At 65.2% G+C, this 20,476-nt stretch carries 25 protein-coding genes; 14 read left to right on the forward strand and 11 right to left on the reverse strand.

Features of this window, described 5'->3' with window-relative positions; genetic code table 11:
- Window positions 1-447: 447 nt before the first annotated feature.
- Entirely contained in the window at window positions 448-1,422 is a 975-nt protein-coding gene (locus EJO69_RS09215) for an IS481 family transposase (RefSeq protein WP_126041222.1), read from the forward strand.
- Here the strand turns inward: EJO69_RS09215 and EJO69_RS12780 are convergent.
- Both EJO69_RS12780 and EJO69_RS12785 read right to left on the reverse strand, forming a co-directional pair.
- Window positions 1,345-1,572: a P63C domain-containing protein gene (locus tag EJO69_RS12780; protein WP_211331407.1), complete on the reverse strand. Its 228-nt coding sequence runs from the start codon at window positions 1,570-1,572 to the stop codon at window positions 1,345-1,347. The two genes, EJO69_RS09215 and EJO69_RS12780, sit on opposite strands and share 78 nt — an antisense overlap.
- A complete protein-coding gene (locus EJO69_RS12785; RefSeq protein WP_425454746.1) occupies window positions 1,487-1,852 on the reverse strand; it encodes a phage integrase central domain-containing protein in 366 nt (121 codons plus the stop codon). The genes EJO69_RS12780 and EJO69_RS12785 overlap by 86 nt, the downstream gene beginning before the upstream one ends.
- Window positions 1,853-2,561: 709 nt before the next feature.
- Between EJO69_RS12785 and EJO69_RS09225 the strand changes: the two genes are divergently transcribed.
- The 3 genes from EJO69_RS09225 to EJO69_RS09235 are packed head-to-tail and all read left to right on the forward strand — an operon-like array spanning window position 2,562 to window position 5,381.
- Complete coding sequence (locus EJO69_RS09225) at window positions 2,562-3,554, forward strand: ABC transporter substrate-binding protein (RefSeq protein WP_211331408.1); 993 nt, start codon at window positions 2,562-2,564, stop codon at window positions 3,552-3,554.
- A gap of 52 nt (window positions 3,555-3,606) precedes the next feature.
- Window positions 3,607-4,590, forward strand: a complete 984-nt coding sequence (locus tag EJO69_RS09230) for an ABC transporter permease (RefSeq protein ID WP_126041226.1) — start codon at window positions 3,607-3,609, stop codon at window positions 4,588-4,590.
- On the forward strand, window positions 4,590-5,381 hold the full coding sequence (locus tag EJO69_RS09235) for an ABC transporter ATP-binding protein (protein WP_126041228.1): 792 nt from the start codon (window positions 4,590-4,592) through the stop codon (window positions 5,379-5,381). Before EJO69_RS09230 ends, EJO69_RS09235 begins: the two co-directional genes overlap by 1 nt.
- A 31-nt stretch (window positions 5,382-5,412) precedes the next feature.
- On the opposite strand, the gene EJO69_RS09240 is transcribed toward EJO69_RS09235, so the two are convergent.
- The 3 genes from EJO69_RS09240 to EJO69_RS09250 all read right to left on the reverse strand — a co-directional run bounded on the left by EJO69_RS09240 (window position 5,413) and on the right by EJO69_RS09250 (window position 7,006).
- A complete protein-coding gene (locus tag EJO69_RS09240) occupies window positions 5,413-5,628 on the reverse strand; it encodes a helix-turn-helix domain-containing protein (RefSeq protein ID WP_126041230.1) in 216 nt (71 codons plus the stop codon).
- Window positions 5,628-6,107: a DUF2975 domain-containing protein gene (locus EJO69_RS09245; RefSeq protein WP_126041232.1), complete on the reverse strand. Its 480-nt coding sequence runs from the start codon at window positions 6,105-6,107 to the stop codon at window positions 5,628-5,630. The genes EJO69_RS09240 and EJO69_RS09245 overlap by 1 nt, the downstream gene beginning before the upstream one ends.
- A gap of 206 nt (window positions 6,108-6,313) precedes the next feature.
- Window positions 6,314-7,006, reverse strand: a complete 693-nt coding sequence (locus EJO69_RS09250; protein WP_126041234.1) for a hypothetical protein — start codon at window positions 7,004-7,006, stop codon at window positions 6,314-6,316.
- Window positions 7,007-7,476: 470 nt separating this feature from the next.
- Here EJO69_RS09250 and EJO69_RS09255 point away from each other — a divergent pair, with 470 nt between their 5' ends.
- Window positions 7,477-8,838 (forward strand): MFS transporter, encoded by a 1,362-nt coding sequence (locus EJO69_RS09255; RefSeq protein ID WP_126041236.1) that lies wholly within the window; start codon window positions 7,477-7,479, stop codon window positions 8,836-8,838.
- Window positions 8,839-8,966: 128 nt separating this feature from the next.
- Here the strand turns inward: EJO69_RS09255 and EJO69_RS09260 are convergent, their stop codons facing one another.
- From EJO69_RS09260 to EJO69_RS09270, 3 genes are read right to left on the reverse strand one after another with little or no spacing between them, the layout of a single operon-like run.
- Window positions 8,967-9,464 carry a MarR family winged helix-turn-helix transcriptional regulator gene (locus EJO69_RS09260; protein ID WP_211331409.1) on the reverse strand — a complete coding sequence of 166 codons (498 nt, stop codon included), beginning with the start codon at window positions 9,462-9,464 and terminating at the stop codon, window positions 8,967-8,969.
- Window positions 9,442-10,125 carry a CE1759 family FMN reductase gene (locus EJO69_RS09265; protein ID WP_126041238.1) on the reverse strand — a complete coding sequence of 228 codons (684 nt, stop codon included), beginning with the start codon at window positions 10,123-10,125 and terminating at the stop codon, window positions 9,442-9,444. The genes EJO69_RS09260 and EJO69_RS09265 overlap by 23 nt, the downstream gene beginning before the upstream one ends.
- The gene (locus EJO69_RS09270) at window positions 10,125-11,309 is read right to left on the reverse strand and encodes an LLM class flavin-dependent oxidoreductase (protein WP_126041240.1); all 1,185 of its coding nucleotides are present in this window, start codon (window positions 11,307-11,309) and stop codon (window positions 10,125-10,127) included. Before EJO69_RS09270 ends, EJO69_RS09265 begins: the two co-directional genes overlap by 1 nt.
- 279 nt (window positions 11,310-11,588) lie before the next feature.
- On the opposite strand from EJO69_RS09270, the gene EJO69_RS09275 reads away from it, so the two are divergent.
- The 4 genes from EJO69_RS09275 to EJO69_RS09285 all read left to right on the forward strand — a co-directional run bounded on the left by EJO69_RS09275 (window position 11,589) and on the right by EJO69_RS09285 (window position 13,679).
- On the forward strand, window positions 11,589-11,909 hold the full coding sequence (locus EJO69_RS09275) for a putative quinol monooxygenase (RefSeq protein WP_126041241.1): 321 nt from the start codon (window positions 11,589-11,591) through the stop codon (window positions 11,907-11,909).
- A gap of 103 nt (window positions 11,910-12,012) precedes the next feature.
- Window positions 12,013-12,723 (forward strand): type I 3-dehydroquinate dehydratase, encoded by a 711-nt coding sequence (aroD, locus tag EJO69_RS09280; protein ID WP_164519929.1) that lies wholly within the window; start codon window positions 12,013-12,015, stop codon window positions 12,721-12,723.
- Window positions 12,724-12,733: 10 nt separating this feature from the next.
- Window positions 12,734-12,895, forward strand: a complete 162-nt coding sequence (locus EJO69_RS12360; protein ID WP_164519930.1) for a hypothetical protein — start codon at window positions 12,734-12,736, stop codon at window positions 12,893-12,895.
- Between the two features lie 46 nt (window positions 12,896-12,941).
- A complete protein-coding gene (locus EJO69_RS09285) occupies window positions 12,942-13,679 on the forward strand; it encodes a phosphoglyceromutase (protein WP_126041245.1) in 738 nt (245 codons plus the stop codon).
- 83 nt (window positions 13,680-13,762) lie between these two features.
- Here EJO69_RS09285 and phoU read toward each other — a convergent pair whose 3' ends face one another.
- Window positions 13,763-14,455, reverse strand: a complete 693-nt coding sequence (gene phoU / locus EJO69_RS09290; RefSeq protein ID WP_126041247.1) for a phosphate signaling complex protein PhoU — start codon at window positions 14,453-14,455, stop codon at window positions 13,763-13,765.
- Window positions 14,456-14,616: 161 nt separating this feature from the next.
- Here phoU and EJO69_RS09295 point away from each other — a divergent pair, with 161 nt between their 5' ends.
- Both EJO69_RS09295 and EJO69_RS09300 read left to right on the forward strand, forming a co-directional pair.
- Entirely contained in the window at window positions 14,617-15,771 is a 1,155-nt protein-coding gene (locus tag EJO69_RS09295) for a sensor histidine kinase (RefSeq protein ID WP_164519931.1), read from the forward strand.
- The gene (locus EJO69_RS09300) at window positions 15,768-16,454 is read left to right on the forward strand and encodes a response regulator transcription factor (RefSeq protein WP_126041251.1); all 687 of its coding nucleotides are present in this window, start codon (window positions 15,768-15,770) and stop codon (window positions 16,452-16,454) included. The genes EJO69_RS09295 and EJO69_RS09300 overlap by 4 nt, the downstream gene beginning before the upstream one ends.
- 70 nt (window positions 16,455-16,524) lie before the next feature.
- Here EJO69_RS09300 and EJO69_RS09305 read toward each other — a convergent pair whose 3' ends face one another.
- Window positions 16,525-16,998 carry a hypothetical protein gene (locus tag EJO69_RS09305; RefSeq protein ID WP_126041253.1) on the reverse strand — a complete coding sequence of 158 codons (474 nt, stop codon included), beginning with the start codon at window positions 16,996-16,998 and terminating at the stop codon, window positions 16,525-16,527.
- A gap of 150 nt (window positions 16,999-17,148) precedes the next feature.
- Here EJO69_RS09305 and EJO69_RS09310 point away from each other — a divergent pair, with 150 nt between their 5' ends.
- From EJO69_RS09310 to ispF, 3 genes are read left to right on the forward strand one after another with little or no spacing between them, the layout of a single operon-like run.
- A complete protein-coding gene (locus EJO69_RS09310; RefSeq protein ID WP_126041254.1) occupies window positions 17,149-17,628 on the forward strand; it encodes a CarD family transcriptional regulator in 480 nt (159 codons plus the stop codon).
- Window position 17,629: 1 nt separating this feature from the next.
- Window positions 17,630-18,352 (forward strand): 2-C-methyl-D-erythritol 4-phosphate cytidylyltransferase, encoded by a 723-nt coding sequence (ispD, locus tag EJO69_RS09315; RefSeq protein WP_126041256.1) that lies wholly within the window; start codon window positions 17,630-17,632, stop codon window positions 18,350-18,352.
- Entirely contained in the window at window positions 18,349-18,813 is a 465-nt protein-coding gene (gene ispF, locus EJO69_RS09320) for a 2-C-methyl-D-erythritol 2,4-cyclodiphosphate synthase (RefSeq protein ID WP_126041258.1), read from the forward strand. Before ispD ends, ispF begins: the two co-directional genes overlap by 4 nt.
- Before the next feature lie 261 nt (window positions 18,814-19,074).
- On the opposite strand, the gene EJO69_RS09325 is transcribed toward ispF, so the two are convergent.
- Window positions 19,075-20,418: an MFS transporter gene (locus EJO69_RS09325; protein WP_126041260.1), complete on the reverse strand. Its 1,344-nt coding sequence runs from the start codon at window positions 20,416-20,418 to the stop codon at window positions 19,075-19,077.
- Between the last annotated feature and the right edge of the window lie 58 nt (window positions 20,419-20,476).

Consider the following 20,476-nt stretch of genomic DNA (forward strand, 5'->3'; position numbering starts at 1 on the left):
ATCGAGATCGACGCACGTCTGTCCCCGCGGTGGCAGCGCTGCTCGACGTGACCGACTGGATCCCCCGCGCCCGCCAGCGCACGCTACGCGAAGTGGCGTGAAAGGTCCATCTTTACAGTGTTCCGTGCTCCCGCAATGGGTCTTGCGGGCCAACAATCGGGTGAACTGTGTCCAGCTTTGGAATGAAGTCGTCCCGGTGTTGCTTAGCATCATGATTGCCGTGACCGACGCTATATGCTCGCGAAGCTTCGGGTGTCCGACTTCGCTGGTCAATAACTGGTGGAACTTTACTTTCCGCTTTTCTCATCCTTTTCGCGTTTTTTCTTAATTTCATCGAGAACGCCTGGCGCTAGGTGTACTGACCCGGAGCGTTGTTGACTTGAGGGAGACCTCCGTAGTCGAGTTGGAGCTGTCTAGTTCCCCTACTCGTACTCACGGAGGTCTCTTATGTCCCACGCTAATGCCCGTCTGGCTCCGGCCGGAAGACTGATTATGGTTCGGCGTATTCAATCGGGGCGTGCTGTTGCGCACGTCGCTGCCGAGATGGGTGTCTCTCGAACGACGGCATGGCGGTGGTGGCGCCGCTTCCGCGAGGCTGGCCTGGCGGGACTGCAGGACCGCTCCAGCGTGGCCCGTTCCCACCCTCGACGCACGGGCGGGTGCGTGGAGACTCGGGTGCGGATCCTGCGTCATTTCACGCGTCGCGGGCCGGTGTTCATCGCCGGTCAGCTTGGCATGCACGCCTCGACCGTGGGACGGGTGTTGCGTCGTCATCAGGCCCCGCTGCTGCGCGAGCTGGACCCGGTGACGGGGACCGTGATCCGGGCCCGGCGCCGCTCGGCTCAGCGTTACGAGCACGACTACCCAGGATCACTGATCCATATGGATGTGAAGAAACTTGGCCGGATCCCCGACGGTGGCGGCTGGCGAGTCCACGGTCGCGGAGCGCGCCCGAGTGGCAGGCGCGGCCTGGGATATGACTACATTCATGCCGTGATCGATGATCACTCCCGGGTCGCCTATGCGGAGATCCACGACGATGAGAAAGGCTGCACCGCTGCCGGAGTCTTGCAGCGTGCGATCGCGTTCTACGCCCGATTGGGAGTGCGTGTTGAACGGGTGATCACGGACAACGCGTTCGCATACCGCAAGTCCGCGGCGTTTCGTGGCGTGATCGACGCTCATGGCATCAGACAGAAGTTCATCAAGCCCCACTGTCCATGGACCAACGGCAAAGTCGAGCGGTTCAACCGAACCCTGGCTGGTGAATGGGCGTACGCCAGACCCTGGGACTCCAACACCCAACGCACCGCGCACTTGCAGTCCTGGCTCGATTACTACAACCTAGACAGACCCCACCTCGGCATCGCCGGAATCCCACCAATCAACCGAATCAACAACGGTCGAGGTCAGTACAGCTAGGCGCTCATAGACGATGTTGTTGGTTAATTTGCCAAAGTAGCGGGGCTTCTTCATCGAAGCGGGATCAAATGGAAGGCCGCGGAGCCGGAACAATTGCTTGTAGAAGCTCACGTCGAAGGTCTTGACCCAAGGCTGGAGTTCGGAAGCCACATACGCCTCTCTCGCCCAGCTTCGGCGGCGGCACCGCGAACACCGACGGCGGCACTGTATGTCCTTCGGCGAGGGCCGCTTTCAAACACTGCCGGAGCACGGAGTGGGCGCGGACCGCGGTGGAGGCGGCGCGCTTCGCGAGGACAGCATTAATGACCTGGCGGACGTGGGCGGCGGTGAGGCGTTCGAGGCGGACGTGTCCGATGGTGGGGATGATCCACGTCGTGATCGCTGACCGGTCCGCGCTGTAGCCGTCCTGGCGGACTTGGCTGACCCGGATGTCGAGCTATTGCTCGGCCCATGCTTTAACGGTGATGGTGCGTTGGGTGCCTTCGGTGGGGATGCCGGTGCGGGCGATCTCCCGCTCCTTGCCGTGCAGCATGCTCAGGGCTTCGCGTTTGGTGGGGGCGATGACGCGGATGCGGCGCCGGGTGCCTTTCGAGGTCCATCCGGCTTCGAGGGAGCCGACCCAGCGGCCGGGCCTCTCTCCTCGTAAAAGGATCCTGTTCCTTTAGGTCTCGCCACGGTCGTCCGCCCCTTCCTTGGTGGGCCATTAGGTGGGCCATTGCCAGCCCTAGCTTGCCCCTGCTGATCAGTTCGAATCCGCTAGATATCACCGCTTCCTCGATTCCCGTCCTACCTGAATTGACCACTCGTAACGAGTAGATCAGGAGCTCGATTCTCCTGGGTGGCTCCACCCCGATTCCCCGCTACGCCGTGGCGGGGAATCTGCATCTCTCGCCTCCGACGACGCTGCTCGTTCTTTCGCTTCACGATCAATTGACCGTGCCACCAGCGGCGATCCCATGGACAAAGCACCTCTCGAGCGTCCTCAGGCTGTTCACAGAATGGGACGGTCATCCCGTCCCCTGGGCGGCCTTCTACTATGTGGAGTTACACGCTCGCCGTGTCGTCGGTCAAACACATGGATCAAGACAATGCGGTCCGATCCCCGTCTGATGGCGAATGCTCCCACGAAAGGACACACCGTGAAGAAGACGCGACACCTGCTCGCACTCGCGGCCAGCGCTGCGCTTGTACTCGCTGGATGCGGCTCCGACTCCGATTCCGACTCCGAGACCACCGCTGCCGGCGGGGAGTCCTACTCCATCGCCGTCACCCAGATCGTCACCCACGCCTCGCTCGACGCGTCGATCCAGGGATTCAAGGATGCAATCGAGGACGCTGGCCTCGATGTCACGTTCGATGACCAGAACGCCAACAACGATCAGACCATCGTCGCCTCCATCTCCGGCGCCGTCGCCTCGCGCGACTACGATCTTGCGCTCGCGGTCGGCACGCCGATGGCACAGGGCCTCGCACAGTCCGTCACCAACATCCCGGTGCTGTTCACCGCCGTGACCGACCCGGCCGGCGCCGGCCTCGTCGACACGCTGGACGCCCCGGGCGGCAACATCACCGGCACCTCCGACGCGAACCCGGTGGAGGAGCAGATCGGCCTCATCAAGGAGATCGATCCTGATGTCGAGACGATCGGCGTCATCTACCACTCGGGCGAGCCGAACTCGCAGGTGCAGGTCGATTGGGTGAAGGAGGCCGCCGCCGATCTCGACATCACCGTCGAGGAGGCCACGGTCATCAACACCTCCGAGGTCCAGCAGGCAGCGAACTCCCTCGACGTTGATGCGATCTACGTACCGACCGACAACACGGTCGTCTCCGCACTCGACTCTGTCCTCCAGGTCGGCGAGAGCAAGGGCATCCCCGTCTACCCGGCGGAGGGCGATTCGGTCGCCAACGGCGGCCTCGCCACCTACGGCATCTCCTACTACGATCTCGGCTACCAGACGGGCGAAATGGCGGTCCGCATCCTCGTCGACGGCGCCGATCCGGCATCGATGGCGGTGGAGACGCAGCAGGACCTGCTCGTCTACCTCAACCTCGACGCCGCGGAGCGCATGGGCGTCACCATTCCGCAGGCGGTCATCGACCGTGCGGAACCTGAGAACATCATCGAATAATCTCGTGGAGGCGGGCGCACATGCGCCCGCCTCTATCGTGGAAGGAGCCTGAATGGTCACCGCCGTTGAACTTGGACTGCTCTACGCCATCATGGCGCTCGGCGTCTATCTCACGTTCAGGATCCTCGAATTCGCCGACCTGACGGTCGATGGAAGCTTCACGACCGGTGCCGCGGTCGCGGCTGTCGGCATCGTCAACGGCTACCACCCGCTCGTCGCGTCCGTCGCCGCCTTCGTCGCGGGGATGATGGCGGGCTCTATCACGGGGCTCCTCCACACGAAGGCGAACATCGACGGGCTGCTCGCCGGCATTCTCACGCAGATCGGTCTCTATTCGATCAACCTGCGGATCATGGGCGCCGCCAATATCTCGCTGCTGCGCGAGGACACGCTGTTCTCGGGCCTGCGTGAGTCGGGCCAGATGGGAAGCGGATCGTGGGCTGGCCCCGCCATCCTCACGCCCGTGGCCCTCGTCGTTCTTATCATCATCATCTGGTTCCTCCACACCGACCTCGGGCTCGCCATGCGGGCCACGGGGGATAACGCGGAGATGATCCGCTCCTTCGGGGTGTCGACCGATACGCAGAAGATCCTCGGCCTCGCACTGTCGAATGGTCTTGTGGCCCTCTCCGGCAGCCTCATCGCCCAGTATCAGGGCTTCGCCGACGTCAGTATGGGCATCGGCATGATCGTCGCCGGTCTCGCCTCCGTCATCATCGGCCAGGCGATCCTCGGCCGACTCACGGTCTTCCGCGCGGCGACGGCGGTCGTCCTCGGCGCGGTGCTCTACCGCATCGTCATTCAGCTCGCGCTCGAGGCGGGCCTGAACCCCAACGACATGAAACTCATCTCCGCCGTGCTCGTCGTTCTTGCGCTCGTCCTGCCGCAGATGAAGCTCTTCAAGCGGGTGCCCTCGCGTTTCAAGGTGTCGACCGGCGGTGACTCGAGCGAAGCGGCCGCGGTCCCTGCGCCGGTCGCCCCGGCAGATCCCGACGCGCCCGCACCGGGCGCGAATGTTCCCGGAAAGGCACTCTGATGCTTCACCTGACCGGCATCAACAAGACGTTCTTCCCCGGCACGGTCAATGAGCGCCGCGCGCTCGTCGACGTCGACCTCGAGCTCAAGGAGCGGGACTTCGTCACCGTTATTGGCTCGAACGGCGCCGGAAAGTCGACCCTCCTCAATATCGTCTCCGGCTCGATCAAGCCGGACACGGGCTCGGTCGAGATCGATGGACGCGCCGTCACCAAGCTGACGGACTACCAGCGGGCGGCTTACATCGGCCGCGTGTTCCAGAACCCGTCAGCGGGCACGGCGCCACATATGACGATCGAGGAGAACCTCGCCATTGCCTACATGCGCGGCAAGCGCCGCGGCGTGCGCCGGGCGGTCGCGAAGGGCCGCCGCGACTACTTCAAGGAGCAGCTGGCCTCACTCGAGCAGGGGCTCGAGGATCGCCTCGACGATTGGGTCGGCCTGCTCTCGGGCGGGCAGCGGCAGTCGCTCTCCCTGCTCATGGCGACCTTTACGCACCCCAAGGTCCTCCTGCTCGATGAGCACACGGCGGCGCTCGATCCGCAGCGGGCCGCCTCGGTCACGAAGCTGACTGTCGACCTCGTCGAGCGGCACAGCCTCACCACCCTCATGGTCACCCACAACATGGAGCAGGCGCTGTCGATGGGCAACCGCCTCATCATGATGCACGAGGGCAGCATCATCATGGATGTCGCCGGCGCGAAGAAGAAGTCGATGACGGTCAAGGACCTGCTCACCGCCTTCTCGAGCATCCGTGGTGCCGAACTGTCGGACAGGACGCTCCTGAGCTGACGGTCGCGAGGCCGTGACTGACACTCGTCGCTCAGCTGCCCTCGTCCGGCACCCACTCCAGCAGATCGCCGGGCTGACACTCGAGGACTTCACACATCGCTGCGAGCGTGCTGAAACGCACCGCCTTGGCGCGCCCGTTCTTGAGGACGGAGACATTGGCCGGCGTGATTCCGACCCGCTCGGCGAACTCGTTGACAGACATCTTCCGCTTGGCGAGTTGGACGTCGATGCGAACGACGATGCTCATCAGATCACCGTGTCCAGTTCGGCGCGCAGGCTTGTTGCCTGGAGGAGAAGACTGCGCATGACGACCATGAGCAGAGCCAGTCCGATTCCGGCGAGGACTCCGCAGATCAGCAGGAGCATCCATCCAGGCGGCCCAGCCACTGTGGTGGATTGATAGACGAAGGTAGTCAGGCAGACGAGTGAGCCGGCGAGGAACGCTCCAATGATGCCATCGACCCAGCGCAATGCCTGGCGAGAGAAGACCTCGTCGCGCAGGGTGAAGCCGAGGAGTCGCAGTGTGCAGACGATCCCCACCTCGACGCAGCCAAGCCCCAGAATGGCAAGCGCCAGGATCGGCCACCGCATGTACGCCTCCGCTGGGTACTCGTCAGCCATGACTCCCGAGAGCCAGGGGAGGGCGATGACCTGGAGGGCCAGAGTGGCCGCGAAGGCTCCGATCAGAAGAATCCTCAGCAGCATCACAGCGGTGCGATTGTTCATATATCGATTGTCGATATGAAAATATCAAAAGTCAATATGTTGGCTCGTTTGGTGACGCGCGCCGGTCGCCGTGGGGGTCAGTGCGCCCGTTACGTGCGTGGAGGAGAGTGCGCAATCCTGTTGTGCTGCCCGCGTCGGGGACCTCTGTCTACGGAGCCCGGCGGGCTCTCGAGCGTCACGGTAGACGCGATGATCGGCCGTACGCATCAGTCGGTCGCGAGCCACACCTCGATGAGCGATGCGTCGGGCCCTAAGTAGATGGACTCAATCTGTGAACCTGACGGAGCGACGAGGTGGGTGTCGACCTCGACGGACTGGCGCGGCTCAAGTAGACCACCAAGTGCCTCCTCGACCATGAGGTCATTGATGGTGACGAGAGCAGGGTCGCCCTCGCCATACAGGCCATTGCCGACAACCACGCCGCTCGGCGGGGTTGGCCGGCCGGGGATGGTGCCGATGTTCTCGTAGCTGACGGTCGCGGTGCAGATCTCCTCGCCGACTCGGAGGATGAGTGGATCGACAATTTCTGCTCGGTACTCCTCATTGAGGGCGGGGGCTGCGGTGGCCCCGCACTCGACGGCAACAAGGGTCGGCGCCCACTGGAACGGCTCGAACTCACCCTCCACGAATGTCGACCGATAGGCGGCGCTGCCGAACGGAATGACCTCAGGCGGCACAGCACCATCAGGCCCCGGGGCGACATCCCCGTCCGGTGGTGGGGATCCATCGTCAGGCGGGGGTATGGTGGCCGTCGGCTGTGTGGCGGGCTCCGTGCGGTCCCAGTCGGAGTCTGACGTCTGAGGTTCCGAAGGTTGGGCTGTGTCGGATTCGTCGGCGCCACAGGCGCTCAGTGCCAAGGCTGCGGCCGCGACCAGGGAGACGAGCTTCATTGCTGCCATGCGGCCAGGATAGGTGGGTGGCGCCGAGTTTTCTCGTTGAGAGACAACATCCGATGCGTCGTGGCACTGCCAGAGGACAAAACGAGGCCCGTCCGATCGGGACGGGCCTCGCCAACTATGACACTTGGGAAGTAATGTCGTGACTTCACTGTAGGCCCCTGACCTGCGTTGATAGTGGGACTTAAGCCTAGGGTAGGCGTACTACTTTCGGTTCTCTTTTGATACCTTCGGTTCTTGTCGCGTATTGAAACGGTATCTATCGTGAATTAAAGGCTGCTGAGGGCAGTCTGGTCCTCGTTTTTCGTGGGTCATTCCGGTTGAATGCTGGCAACACGGGGCCCACGTATTCACCATGTGAAGGATTCCTGCGCCGCGAGCAGTCGCACGAGACGGAGCGAGTAGGCTCTCCATCGAGGGCTGGGCGCTCACTTGTCGTGCGCTCTGCCGTGGATACGAGATCGAAGGGCCCCATGGAAACCGAGGATGAACAGATGCAGGACGTCCTGTCCCGATCGGAGCGCCTTGAGCGCCTCCCGTTCACGAAGAAACTCGGCAAGCTTCTCGGCACCTCGGGCGTCGGCTGGGCGCTGGATGCGATGGACGTCGGTCTCATCTCCTTCGTCGTCGCCGCGCTCGCGGAGCAGTGGGGGCTGACGGACGCGGAGCGATCATGGATCATCTCGGTCGGCTTCATCGGTATGGCCATCGGCGCCACCTTCGGTGGCCTTCTCGCCGATAAGATCGGCCGCCGATCCGTGTTCGCCCTGACTCTTCTCATCTACGGTCTCGCAACGGGAGCCTCGGCACTCGTCGGATCTGTTGCCGTGCTCCTCATCTTCCGCTTCATCGTCGGCCTCGGCCTCGGCGCGGAGCTGCCGGTCGCCTCCACCCTCATGTCGGAGTTCGCGCCGAAGAACATCCGCGGCCGGGTCATCGTCTGGCTCGAGGCGTTCTGGGCGCTCGGCTGGATCGCCGCAGCCCTCATCGGCTACTTCGTCGTCGCGGGCTCCGATGACGGGTGGCGCTGGGGCCTCCTCATCGGAGCTGTCCCCGCGCTGTACGCCCTCATCATCCGTCTCCATACGCCCGAATCGGTCCGCTTCCTCGAGACGCAGGGGAAGTATGACGAGGCGGAGGGAATCGTTCAGGACTTCGAGGAATCGGCGGGTCCCGACTATGCGTATGCGGGTCCGACAGTCCAGTCGGCCGAGGACGCCGAGCGGCTGGCGGTGCCCCAGCCCGACAAGAGCGAGACGATCTGGTCCCGGACCATGAGGAAGCGGACCGCCGCGCTGTGGACGATCTGGTTCGCGATCAACTTCTCCTACTACGGCGCGTTCACGTGGATCCCGTCCCTGCTGACCGCGCAGGGCTTCTCCCTCATCAAGTCGTTCGAGTTCACCCTCATCATCACCCTCGCCCAGCTGCCGGGGTACTTCGTCGCCGCCTACCTCATCGAGAGGATCGGCCGGCGCAGCACGCTTGCGATCTTCCTCGCCGGCTCGGCGCTCGCCGCAGTCCTCTACGGACAGGCGGCCGCTGACTGGCAGATCATTGGAGCCGGCATGATGCTGAGCTTCTTCAACCTCGGTGCCTGGGGCGCACTGTACGCGATCGGCCCGGAGCTCTACCCGACTACAGTGCGCGGCACGGGCACGGGTGCGGCCGCAGGCTTCGGCCGCATCGCCTCGATCATCACCCCGCTGCTCGTCCCGGTCTTCCTGTCGCTCGGCGGGAACGTCCTCGTCTTCACGATCTTCTCTATCGCGTTCGCGATAGCCGCGGGCGCGGCCTTCTTCCTCCCGGAGCAGAGGGGCAAGGCCATTCTCTGAGCCGCCTCCAGGAGTCAGCGCTCCTCGACTGCAACACCAGTCCGCCCGCCTGTCATTCAGGCGGGCGGACTGTTCGTGGAGGGGGTTGGCTCTGCATGCCCAGCGCCAACCCCGGGTTCTGCGAGTCGTCAGGCGGTGGTGTCGAGGTTCTGGCCGACGGCGGTGAAGACAGTGAGCAGGACCTCGGCGTCACCGGGCGACAGGTGGTTGAGGAAGTACTCCTCAACCTGACACGAGTGGAGCTGGGCGGCGGCGCGGAAGACCCGGCGGCCCTCGTCGGTGATCGTGGCGAGGGCGCCCCGCCTGTCGGCATCCTCGGACTCTCTGATGACGAGACCTCGGTCGGCCAGGTCGCGGACGCGGTATGTGATCCGGGACGGCGCGAAGACCATCCGGTTCGCGAGCTCGCCCATCCTCATCGACCCGCCCGCCTCGACGAGGAGGAGGAGCAGGTTATAGTCGGTCAATCGCAGGCCCGTCTCATCCTTCAAGGATTTCTCGAGGCGGTCCCGCAGGAGGGCTGTCGCCTCCCAATAGGCCCTCCACGCCTGGCGCGGCGTGTCGACCTCGCGATGGTCAGGGGTCGCCGCGCGCGACCACAGGCTAACCGTTGAGGAGCTGCTCAAAGGGAATCACCTCGAGCTCGTCCGCGGCCGATGTCTTCCTGCGGGGCCGGGAGGGCCGTCCCTCGAGGAGGGCCGCGAGGCTCTCTCCGGCGCTGGCGATCCGCACGTGGATCGGCTCCGTCTTCGTGGACTCGGCAGCGCCCTGGGCCTCACCCCAGTCGTCGGAAGTCGCGAACACGGAGACAGGAGCGGTCACCGCCTTGAGGTAGGCGAACAGCGGCCGCATCGCCTGGTCGATGATGAGGGAGTGGCGGGCGGTGCCGCCCGTTGCCCCGAGGAGCACGGGGGTGCCGGCGAACTCCTCCTCGTCGATCAGATCCCAGAACGACTTGAACAGACCTGAGTAGGAGGCCTTGAAGGTCGGGGTGACGGCGATGACTCCGTCCGCCTGCAGGACCTGGTCGATGGCGTCCTGCAGTGCGGGGGAGTTGTTGTGGGCGATGAGGGCGTCGGAGATGGCGGTGGCGAGGAGCCGGAGCTCAATGACGTGGACCTCGGGCACGACCCCGGATCGTGAGAGCGCTTCCGTCGTCGCTTCAGCCAGCCTGTCGGCCAGCATCCGCGACTGCGAGGGGTCGCCCAGCCCGCCCGAGACGACGGCGATATGGCGGGCCTCCGGCGTGAACGGATCGGTGTTCTCAAATGCGGCGTCGTAGTCCATCAGTTGCCTCCCTGTGCGGCAGCGGCTGCCTCAAGCTTCTCCAGGCGCTCCTGGGCGTCCTGCCAGGCGCGCGAGCCCTCCCTGCCGCCGGCAACGGGAGCCTCGCCGCGCCTGGCGCGCTCGACGAGGAACTCGTGCGTCGGGGCCTCCGGCACATCGGCCGGGCGGTTCTTCGCGAACTCCTCGCGCAGGACGGGCAGGACGTGCTCACCGAACATGTCGATCTGCTCGAGGACGGTCTTCTGGGGGAGGCCTGCATGGTCGATGAGGAACATCTGGCGCTGGTAGTCGCCCACCCACTCGCGGAATTCGAGCGTTCGGTCGATGACCTGCTGCGGGGAGCCGACTGTCAGTGGTGTCATCTTCGAGAAGTCCTCGAGTGACGGGCCGTGGCCATAGACCGGAGCATTGTCGAAGTACGGCCTGAATTGACGGACCGCCTCCTGGGAGTTCTTGTGCATGAAGGCCTGGCCGCCGAGCGCGACGTACGCCTGGTGGGCCTTGCCGTGGCCGTAGTACTCGTACCGCTGACGGTAGAGCCGCACCATCTGGACGACGTGCTCCTTGTTCCAGAAGATGTTGTTGTGGAAGAAGCCGTCACCGTAGTAGGCGGCCTGCTCGGCGATCTCAGGCGACCGGATCGACCCGTGCCAGACGAACGGGGCGACGTCGTCGAGGGGCCGCGGCGTCACCGTGAAGTTGTTGAGGGGCGTACGGAACTGGCCCTGCCAGTCGACGTTCTCCTCGCGCCAGAGGCGGTAGAGGAGGTTGTAGTTCTCGACGGCGAGCTGGATGCCGCTGCGGATGTCCTTGCCGAACCACGGGTACACGGGGCCGGTGTTGCCGCGGCCCAGCGTCAGGTCGACACGGCCGTCGGCCAGGTGCTGGAGGTATCCGTAGTCCTCGGCGAGACGGACCGGGTCCATGGTGGTGATGAGGGTGGTCGCGGTCGAGAGGATGATCCTCTCGGTCTGCGCGGCGAGGTAGGCGAGCAGGGTCGGCGGGTTGCCGGGCGCCACGAACGGCGGGTTGTGGTGCTGCCCCGTTGCGAAGACGTCGAAGCCGGCATCCTCCGCGTGCTTCGCCATCTCGACCGTGGCCTTGATGCGGGCATTCTCCGTGGGGGTCTCCCCGGTCGTCGGGTCCGTCGTGATGTCGCCGATGGTGAAAATTCCGAACTGCATGCTCTCTCCTGCACCTCTGAAGAAGTAATTTAAATTTGAACTACTAGGGCTAACGCGGTCCATCTCGAAATATTCCCGCACCGAGCAGGCAGTGCCCGAGCGGGTCCGGCAGGCCGGGTGCGAGCCGGCAGCCACGGGAGTGACGCCCAGGGCGCCGCGGGGGAGGTGGAGGCTCCGCCGACCGTTGCCCGGTGGGCGAAATGAGGGTCCTGCCGGGATATCCGTGACATACCGTGAGAAGTGGATCCTCCCGCAGGGGGAGGTCAGAAGGAGAGAATCGTGATCTTCATCGTCGTCAAGTTCCCCGTCAAGCCCGAGTACGCCGACCGCTGGGGAGAGATCTCCGCCGACTTCACCGAGGCGACCCTGGCCGAGCCCGGCAACAAGTTCTTCGAATGGTCGCGCTCCCTCACCGACCCGACCACGTATGTCCTCGTCGAGGGCTTCGAGGACGATGCCGCCGGCCCGCACGTTCAGTCGGACCACTTCAAGACGATGCAGGAGGAGTTCCCGCAGTACCTGACCGCCACTCCGAAGATCATCTCCCGCCAGATCGAGGGCGATGACTGGGATGACATGGGGGAGCTCACGGTCGCTTGAGGGACGTTCGCCTCTACGAACAGGACCATCGCGTCCGATAGAACTGAGACATGAGGCCGCAGGGCCGTGGAGCGGCAGGCAGCCGTCGGAGGCAGGAGGAGCAATGGAACCGCGTCTACCGGGCGCATTGACAGGGACGAAGCCCGCACTGATCGTGCCGGTCTTCGGCGCGCCGGGCGAGATTTCCGGCCTGGCCGAGCGCGCGAGCGCCGCCGGCGCCGACATCATCGAATGGCGGGCCGATCTCTCGGAGGACTGGGATTCGTGCGCCGATATCCTTGCCGACTCCGAGCTCCCGACGATCGCCACGGTCCGCTCCGACCGTGAGGGCGGCCGATTCCCGGGCACGGGCCACGACTACGCCGCTGCGGCCATGAAGATCGCGGCCATGGGCTTCGACGTCCTCGATGTTGAGATCAAGCGCTCCTCCGCCTTCCAGATCTTCCCCGTTGCCCACGATCACGGCATCCCCGTCATCGCCTCACACCACAACTTCAAAGAGACGCCGCGCGACGTCGAGATCATTGAGATTCTCGAGGAGATGGTCGAGGCGGAGGCCGACCTCCTCAAGGTGGCCTTCCAACCCGCCCACGCGGATGACACGTGGCGGCAGATGGAGCTGAGCAGGGGCCTGCACGGCCGGTTCGGCGTCCCCATCATCTCGATCTCCATGGGCCACGACGCCGCCTGGAGCCGACTCGCGGCCCACGCCTGCGGATCCGCGGCAACCTTCGGCACCGTTGGGGGAGAGTCGGCTCCGGGCCAGCTGGACGCCGCCCTGGTCCGCTCTGTTCTCGATGCGCTCGACCGGTAGGATGGTCCGCGTGGAGAACCTACTCGCAGTCCTGCCTTCCATCCTCGCCCTCGGCGCTTTCGCGGCGGTCATGAAGCTCGTCATGAACTCCGACCGTCTCGAACGTAAGGCAGAGGCCGAGCTGGACGCGCTGGAGGCGGCAGAGTCTCATCCGGACGAGCAGGCAGGCTAGGCCCGCGGTCCCGAATCCACGACATCACACATGGAAAGATAGATATATGGTCTACAAACTTGTCCTGCTCCGCCACGGCGAGAGCGATTGGAACGCAAAGAACCTGTTCACCGGCTGGGTCGACGTCCCGCTGTCCGAGAAGGGCGTGGAAGAGGCGAAGCGCGGCGGCACGCTGCTCACCGAAGCCGGCGTCACCCCCGAGATCCTCCACACCTCGCTCCTGCGCAGGGCGATCTCGACCGCCAACCTCGCACTCGACGTCGCCGACCTCCACTGGATCCCCGTCAAGCGCAGCTGGCGTCTCAACGAGCGTCACTACGGCGCTCTCCAGGGCAAGGACAAGAAGCAGATCCGCGACGAGTACGGCGAAGAGCAGTTCATGCAGTGGCGCCGCTCCTACGACGTGCCGCCGCCCCCGATCGAGGCCGGCTCCGAGTTCTCGCAGGACACCGACCCGCGCTACGCGGGCGAGCCGATCCCCGCGACGGAGTGCCTCAAGGACGTCCTCGAGCGTCTCCTTCCCTACTGGGATGAGGAGATCGTCCCGGACCTGAAGTCCGGCAAGACCGTCCTCGTCGCCGCGCACGGCAACTCGCTGCGCGCCATCGTCAAGCACCTCGACAACATCTCCGACGAGAAGATCTCGGGCCTCAACATCCCGACCGGCATCCCGCTCTACTACGAGCTCGATGAGAACCTGGCGCCGATCACCCCCGGCGGCACCTACCTCGACCCGGAGGCAGCCGAGGCCGCCATCGCGGCCGTCGCCAACCAGGGCAAGTAGCACCAGACAGTAGAGGAGAGGCCCAGTTCGAATGAACTGGGCCTCTCCCTCTGTTCTCAGAGCCTCATCAGGCGCTCAAGCGCTCAGCGCTGCTCCTCCGCGGCCTCCGCGATCTCACGGATGGTCTCATCGCGCTCGGCGATGTGGCCGGTCACGAGGAAGGTGATGCGGCGGGCGATCGACACGCCATGGTCGCCGAAGCGCTCCATGTAGCGCGCGAGGAGGACTGCGTCGATGATCTCCTGGCGGGAGAGATCGAGCGACTCGTCGAGGATGAGGGAGAACGACTTGTGGTGCAGCGCGTCGAGGACGTTGTCCTCCTCCTCGATCATCTCGGCCAGCGACAGATCGTGCGTGTCGAGAAGCTGGGCGACGCGCTGGCCGACGACCGTCGCGTGCTCGGCCATCTCGACGAGAAGGTCGTAGATGGGGCCCGAGTTGACGCGCTCGGGGTAACGGCCACGGGCGACATAGGCCACGTGCCTGGCAAGATCGCCCATGCGCTCAAGGGTGGACGAGATGCGCAGAACCGAGACAACGGTGCGTAGGTCGGCCGCGACGGGCGCCTGGCGGGCGAGGACCGAGATCCCCATCTCGTCGAGGTTGCGCTCGAGCGCATCGATCCGCTTGTCGGCATCGATGACCTGCTCGGCGAGCGCGATGTTCGCGTCTTTGAGCGACTGTGTCGCGCGCTCCATTGATCGGGCGGCTTCGCGACCCTGCTTGAGCAGGTCGTCGCCGAGCTGCTGCATTTCCTGCCTGAAGATCTCGCGCACATTGACTCCTGGTGTTTCGAAGGGCTGTCCGCCGTGGTCGACGGTTTTCCTCGGTCACCCCATCATACCGAGGTTAACGCCCCGTGATCTTCTGGTGAACGCTCGTGATGAGGCTATGGGCGGTCTCGGTGGGCCCGTTGAAACATGTCTATCCTGGACCCATGCCAGACATCGGTATCGTGCAGCTCCTCGTCGCCGCGCTCGCGGGCATCGTCATCGGCGTGGTCGCCATGTGGGCGCTCAACCGGTCGATGACGAGCGTCGAGGAGATCGACACCGTCTCCGCCTCAGTCGCCGACAGCGACATCCAGTCCGTGCTGACGGCCGTCCCCCAGGCCCATATCCTTCTCAACGCCGCAGGCGACGTTGAACGGGCCTCGACCATCGCCTACTCCCTCGGCCTCGTCCGGGGCTCGCGGATCATCCGATCGGAGATCGTCGCAGCCGTCCACGAGGTCACCGCGGCGGGGGAGCCGAAGGACATGGAGCTGTCGCTCCGCCGGTCGTTCGCGAACACCGGGCGCATCGTCCTCTCGATCCGCATCGCGCCCATGAGCGGGAACCGCACGCTCATCCTCTTCTTCGACACAACCGAGGCGAAGCGGCTCGAGGAGACGAGGCGCGACTTCGTCGCGAACATCTCCCACGAGCTCAAGACCCCGATCGGCGCGATTGGGCTCCTGGCGGAGACGATCCAGGACGTCGCCGACGAACCGGAGAACGTCGTCGCATTCTCGGCCCAGCTGCAGCGCGAATCGGTCCGGCTCGCCTCCCTCGTCCAGGACATCATCGAGCTGTCCCGGGTCCAGGACGGCGCCGCCATCGCCCACGGTGAGCTGGTCTCCGTCGATGATGTCGTCGCCGAGGCGATCGATCGGTGCCGGATCGAGGCGGAGAGCCGCGGCATCATTCTCGCCTCGGCGCAGGCGCCGGACGCCCAGGTGTTCGGCGACAGGCCGCTCCTCACGACCGCGGTGCGCAACCTCGTCGACAACGCGATCCGCTACTCGAACCGGGGCGGGCGCGTATCCGTCGGTGTCACGTGCTTCGAGGGTGATGTCCGCATCGCCGTCGTCGACCAGGGCGTCGGCATCCCCCCGGAGCTGCGGGAGCGCGTCTTCGAGCGCTTCTTCCGGGGCGATGATGCACGCACCCGCGAGGAGGGCGGCACGGGCCTCGGTCTCAGCATCGTCAAACATGTCGCGGCGGACCACGGCGGCCGCATCGAGCTCTGGAGCGAGCCCTGCAAGGGTTCGACCTTCACCTTCATCATCCCCGAGGCGTACGCGCCGGACACCGAACAAGAGGAACAATGACAACGATTCTCCTCGTTGAAGACGAGGCGGCCTACCGCGATACTCTCACCTTCAAGCTCAACCGCGACGGATATGATGTCGTCGCCGTGGGCAACGGCCAGGAGGCCGTCGACAGGTTCGAGCGCGCCCGTCCCGACCTCGTCCTGCTCGACCTCATGCTGCCCGGCCTGTCGGGCACCGAAGTATGCCGGCAGATCCGCCAGAAGTCGTCCGTCCCCGTCATCATGCTGACCGCGAAGGACTCGGAGATCGACAAGGTTGTGGGGCTGGAGATCGGCGCCGATGACTACGTGACGAAGCCCTACTCCTACCGTGAGCTCGTCGCCCGGATCAAGGCGGTCCTCCGCCGGGGTGCGGCCGAGGAGGAGGACTCACGCGAGTCGACCCTGCGGGTCGGCCGGGTTGCGATGAACACGGACCGCCACGAGGTCGCGATCGACGGGGAGAAGGCGGCCATGCCGCTGCGAGAGTTCGAGCTGCTCGAGCTGTTCATGAGGAACCCCGACCGTGTCCTCACCCGCGCGCAGATTATCGACAGAATCTGGGGCCCGGACTACATCGGTGACACGAAGACCCTCGACGTCCACGTCAAGCGCCTCCGCTCGAAGATCGAGGTGGAGCCGTCGAAGCCCACCATGCTTCAGACCGTGCGCGGGCTCGGCTACAAGCTCGTCTCGGACTGAGCCTGCGGCTGACAGGATGAGGCCGGGGCGTCAGCCCCGGCCTCACGCTTCGTCACGAACTGGAGGCCACTCAGTCGCAGTCGGCCTCGAACGGGAACGCATCGACGTAATCGGTTGAGCAGGCGGAGATAACGGGGATGGCGGCGGGCGACTGGGCGCCACCGCCGCTCACCGTGGCGCGCAGATTCGAGCCCGGCGCGAAGTCACCCTCGAGGGTGATGAGGGAGCCGTCCTCGATATCCTGCATCGTTCCCAGGTTGATGGAGTCGCGCGCGTCGACGGAGAAGGTCTCGTCGATGTCGTCGGAGGAGATGACGGCCTCAACATCCTCGGCGCTGCGGTTGCTGATCGATCCGTAGAGCACGCCCGAACCGGATCCATCCGAGACGACCATGAGGTTCTCGAAGATGACATCGGATTCGAGGTGGACGCGGATGCCGTCCGAGGGTGCGTATGGCATCTGGGTGATGGCCTCGGTCGTCAGGTTGCACGACGCGAGCATGAACAGCGCGCCCCCGGCGGCGATCGATCGCAGTAGGTTCACAGATCCTCCTAAGTCAGTTACCAAGGGTAGCCTAATTCCTCGGAGTGCGGCATGAACACGGGGAAAACCAGCATCTGCCCGAAGCCGCTAGTGCCCGAGGTGGTAGAATAGGTGCCTAGTCGGGCTCATTCCGTGAAAGGCTGTCCATTTATGTCGCTCAAGATCGGCGAGACTGTTGTCTACCCTCACCATGGGGCTGCGTACATCGAAGATATCGAAACTAAGGTGATCGACGGCGAAGAGCTCCGGTACCTGACGCTTCGAGTCATCCAGGGTGACCTGGTCATCAAGGTTCCCGCCGCCAGCATCGAAGATGTCGGCGTCCGCGACGTCTCCAATGAGGCTCAGCTCGAAGAGGTCTTCGAGGTTCTCCGGTCGGAGGCCGCCGAGGAGCCGCAGAACTGGTCACGCCGGTTCAAGGCCAACGGTGAGAAGCTGACGAGCGGCGATGTCATCAAGGTCGCCGAGGTCGTCCGCGATCTCACGCGCCGCGACGAGGACCGCCACCTGTCTGCAGGTGAGAAGCGCATGCTGACCCAGGCCCGTCAGATCCTCGGCTCCGAGGTCGCCCTCGCGAAGGACATCGACGAGGACGAGGCATCGGACCTCCTCGACGAGATTCTCGGCTGACGTGACCACCGCCGTTGTCGTGACGGCCGCAGGCATGGGCACCCGACTCGGGTTCAACATGCCGAAGGCGCTCGTCCCCCTGGCAGGGCGCTCCCTCATAGAACATGCTCTCGATGGCGTCGCCGCCTCCGGCATCGCCGACCGTGTGGTCGTGACGATCCCTCCCGGCACCGATGATATCTTCGCGGGCCTCGTCGGCCCCGAGGTCACTCTTGTCGCCGGAGGTTCGACCCGACAGATCTCCGTCAAAGCCGGCCTCGATGCGGTGCCGGACGCCGACATCGTCCTCGTGCACGATGCGGCGCGATGCCTGACCCCGCCCTCCGTCATGATCCGCGTCCGCGACGCGGTCGCGGCCGGCCACGCCGGTGCCGTGCCCGCCATCCCCGTCACCGACACCATCAAGGAGGTCGTGCCCGGCGGGCCCTATGAACCCGTCGTCGACACCCTCGATCGGGGAGTGCTCCGCGCGGTCCAGACCCCGCAGGGCTTCCGCGGCGACATCCTCCGTGACGCCCACCGGGTCGAATGGCCCGCCGAAGAGGGGGCGCCGGACGATGCCAGCCTGGTCGAGCACCTCGGCCATTCCGTCGTGCTCGTCGAAGGCAGCCACATGGCAGTCAAGATCACGACCGTCCTCGATCTCAAGCTCGCGGAGCTGCTCCTCGAGGAGCAGGAGCGTGTCCACCTCCGCGATGCAGGCCTGACAGGGGAGCGGCGATGAGGGTGGCAACCGCGCTCGACGTCCACGCCTTTGCCGACGAGCCTCGGCCCCTCATGCTCGCCTGCCTCGAGTTCGCGCCCACGGGCGGGCTCGCCGGCCACAGCGACGCCGATGTTGCTGCCCACGCGGCCGCGGACGCCCTCCTCATCGCCTCCGGGATCGGCGAGCTCGGCACCGTCTTCGGCACGGACCGCCCCGAGTGGGCAGGCGCCTCCGGATCGGCTCTCCTCGGCGAGGCCGTCCGCCTCGTGCGCGAGGATGGTTGGCAGATCGCCAACATCTCCATCCAGATCATCGGCCAGAAGCCGCGCTTCGCGCCCCGCCGGCTCGAGGCCCAGGAGGCCATGAGTGCGATCGTCGGCGCGCCCGTTCTCATCGCCGCCACGACAACTGATGGCCTGGGCGCGCTCGGCCGCATCGAGGGCATCGGCGCCCTTGCGACAGCCCTGCTCACCGACTGATATCCCGCCGCCGCGCGCGAGCGTTCCAGAACGTAAGCGCATGTCCTGCGGCCGCGATGGATCACGAGGACTCGGTCCGCAGAAGGATCGATCCGAGGCACCGGCCAACACAGTCGACGAAAGGGTGGGACCAGTCGGTCGACCACTGGCCTCTCGGGACTGCGTCACGCCGGCCGGCGTGGGCGCGGGGCCAGGGTGAGTGGCCCTCCCGGCGGTCTGGCCGCAGGGAGGGCGGCTCTGCTCCGCTCTACCGTGACCGGATCAGCCGATGTTTCCCGGCGAGGAGCCCACGGTGTCGTACCGAAGCTTCTGCTCGGCGGGCCGGACGAGGATGAAGGAGACGAAGCCGATGAGGAGGACGAGGACGATGCCGAGGATGCCGAAGTAGGCGGCCTCCCGCTTCGAGGAGTCGAGGAGGGTGGCACCGAGGATGATGAATGTCGAGTACATGAATGGGGAGAGGAATGAGACGGCGCGGCCGGTTGTCGCGTACAGACCGAAGATCTCTCCCTCCTCGCCCGGGGGGATGATGCGGGCAAGGTAGGTGCGGGAGCTCGACTGGGCGGGGCCGACGAAGATGCAGAGCAGGAGGCCCGCGATCCAGAACACCAGCTGGCCCTGGTCGTGGAGGAAGAAGATCGCGAGGCCGAGGGCGACCATCGAGCCGAGCGAGAAGAGGATGACCGGGCGCGAGCCGATCCTGTCATCGACGTAGCCGAAGGAGATCGTGGCGATGCCGGCCACGAGGTTGGCGATGATGCCGAAGATGAGGACCTCGCCCGAGCTGAAGCCGAATGCCTCACCGGCGAGGACACCGCCGAAGGCGAAGACACCGGCGAGCCCATCGCGGTAGATGGCGGAGGCCATGAGGAACCACACGATCGACCGGTCTCTGCGCCACAGGCGGGCGATCGAGGCGAAGAGCTGCCGGTAGGAGCCGATGATGCCGATCCGCTCGGTCGTCTTCGGTGCGGTGTCCGACGCGGTGAGCATGAGCGGGAGAGAGAAGACGAGCGTCCACACCGCGCACAGGATCATCGCGACGCGAATATTCATCCCGTCCTCGGAGGTGACGCCGAACCAGCCCACCTCGGGGCCGATGACGCCGACGTAGAGGATGAGCATGAGGACGATGCCGCCGACGTAGCCGAGCCCCCAGCCGATACCCGAGATCCTGCCGATCGTCTTTGGGGTGGAGATGTCGGCGAGCATCGCGTTGTAGACGACCGAGCCCGTGTCGAAGGCGACGTTGCCGACGGCGAGGAGAAGCAGTCCCAGCCATAGGTACGATTCCTCCGGGCGAACCAGGGCGAGCGCCGCGGTCGCGATGATGGTGATCGCGGTCGTCGAGGCGATGAGGCCGCGCCTCTTGCCGCTGCGGTCCGTCCACTGGCCGACGACGGGGGCGATGATGGCGACGAAGATGCCGGCCGCCGTCATCGTCCAGCCGAGGGACGCATTCGCGCTGTCGCCGAAGAGATCGGCATTGGCGATATAGACGGAGAAGACGAAGGTTGTGACGACGGCGTTGAACGCGGCCGAGGCCCAGTCCCACAGCGCCCATGCTGTGACCCGCCCGCGTGTCGATCCTGGCGTAGTGCTCATTGGAGCACCGTAGCCCGGATGGGTGAACGGGAGGTGGACAACAGCGAAAAGAATCGCA

It is taken from the genome of Flaviflexus salsibiostraticola (genome assembly GCF_003952265.1).
Taxonomy (GTDB): domain Bacteria; phylum Actinomycetota; class Actinomycetes; order Actinomycetales; family Actinomycetaceae; genus Flaviflexus; species Flaviflexus salsibiostraticola.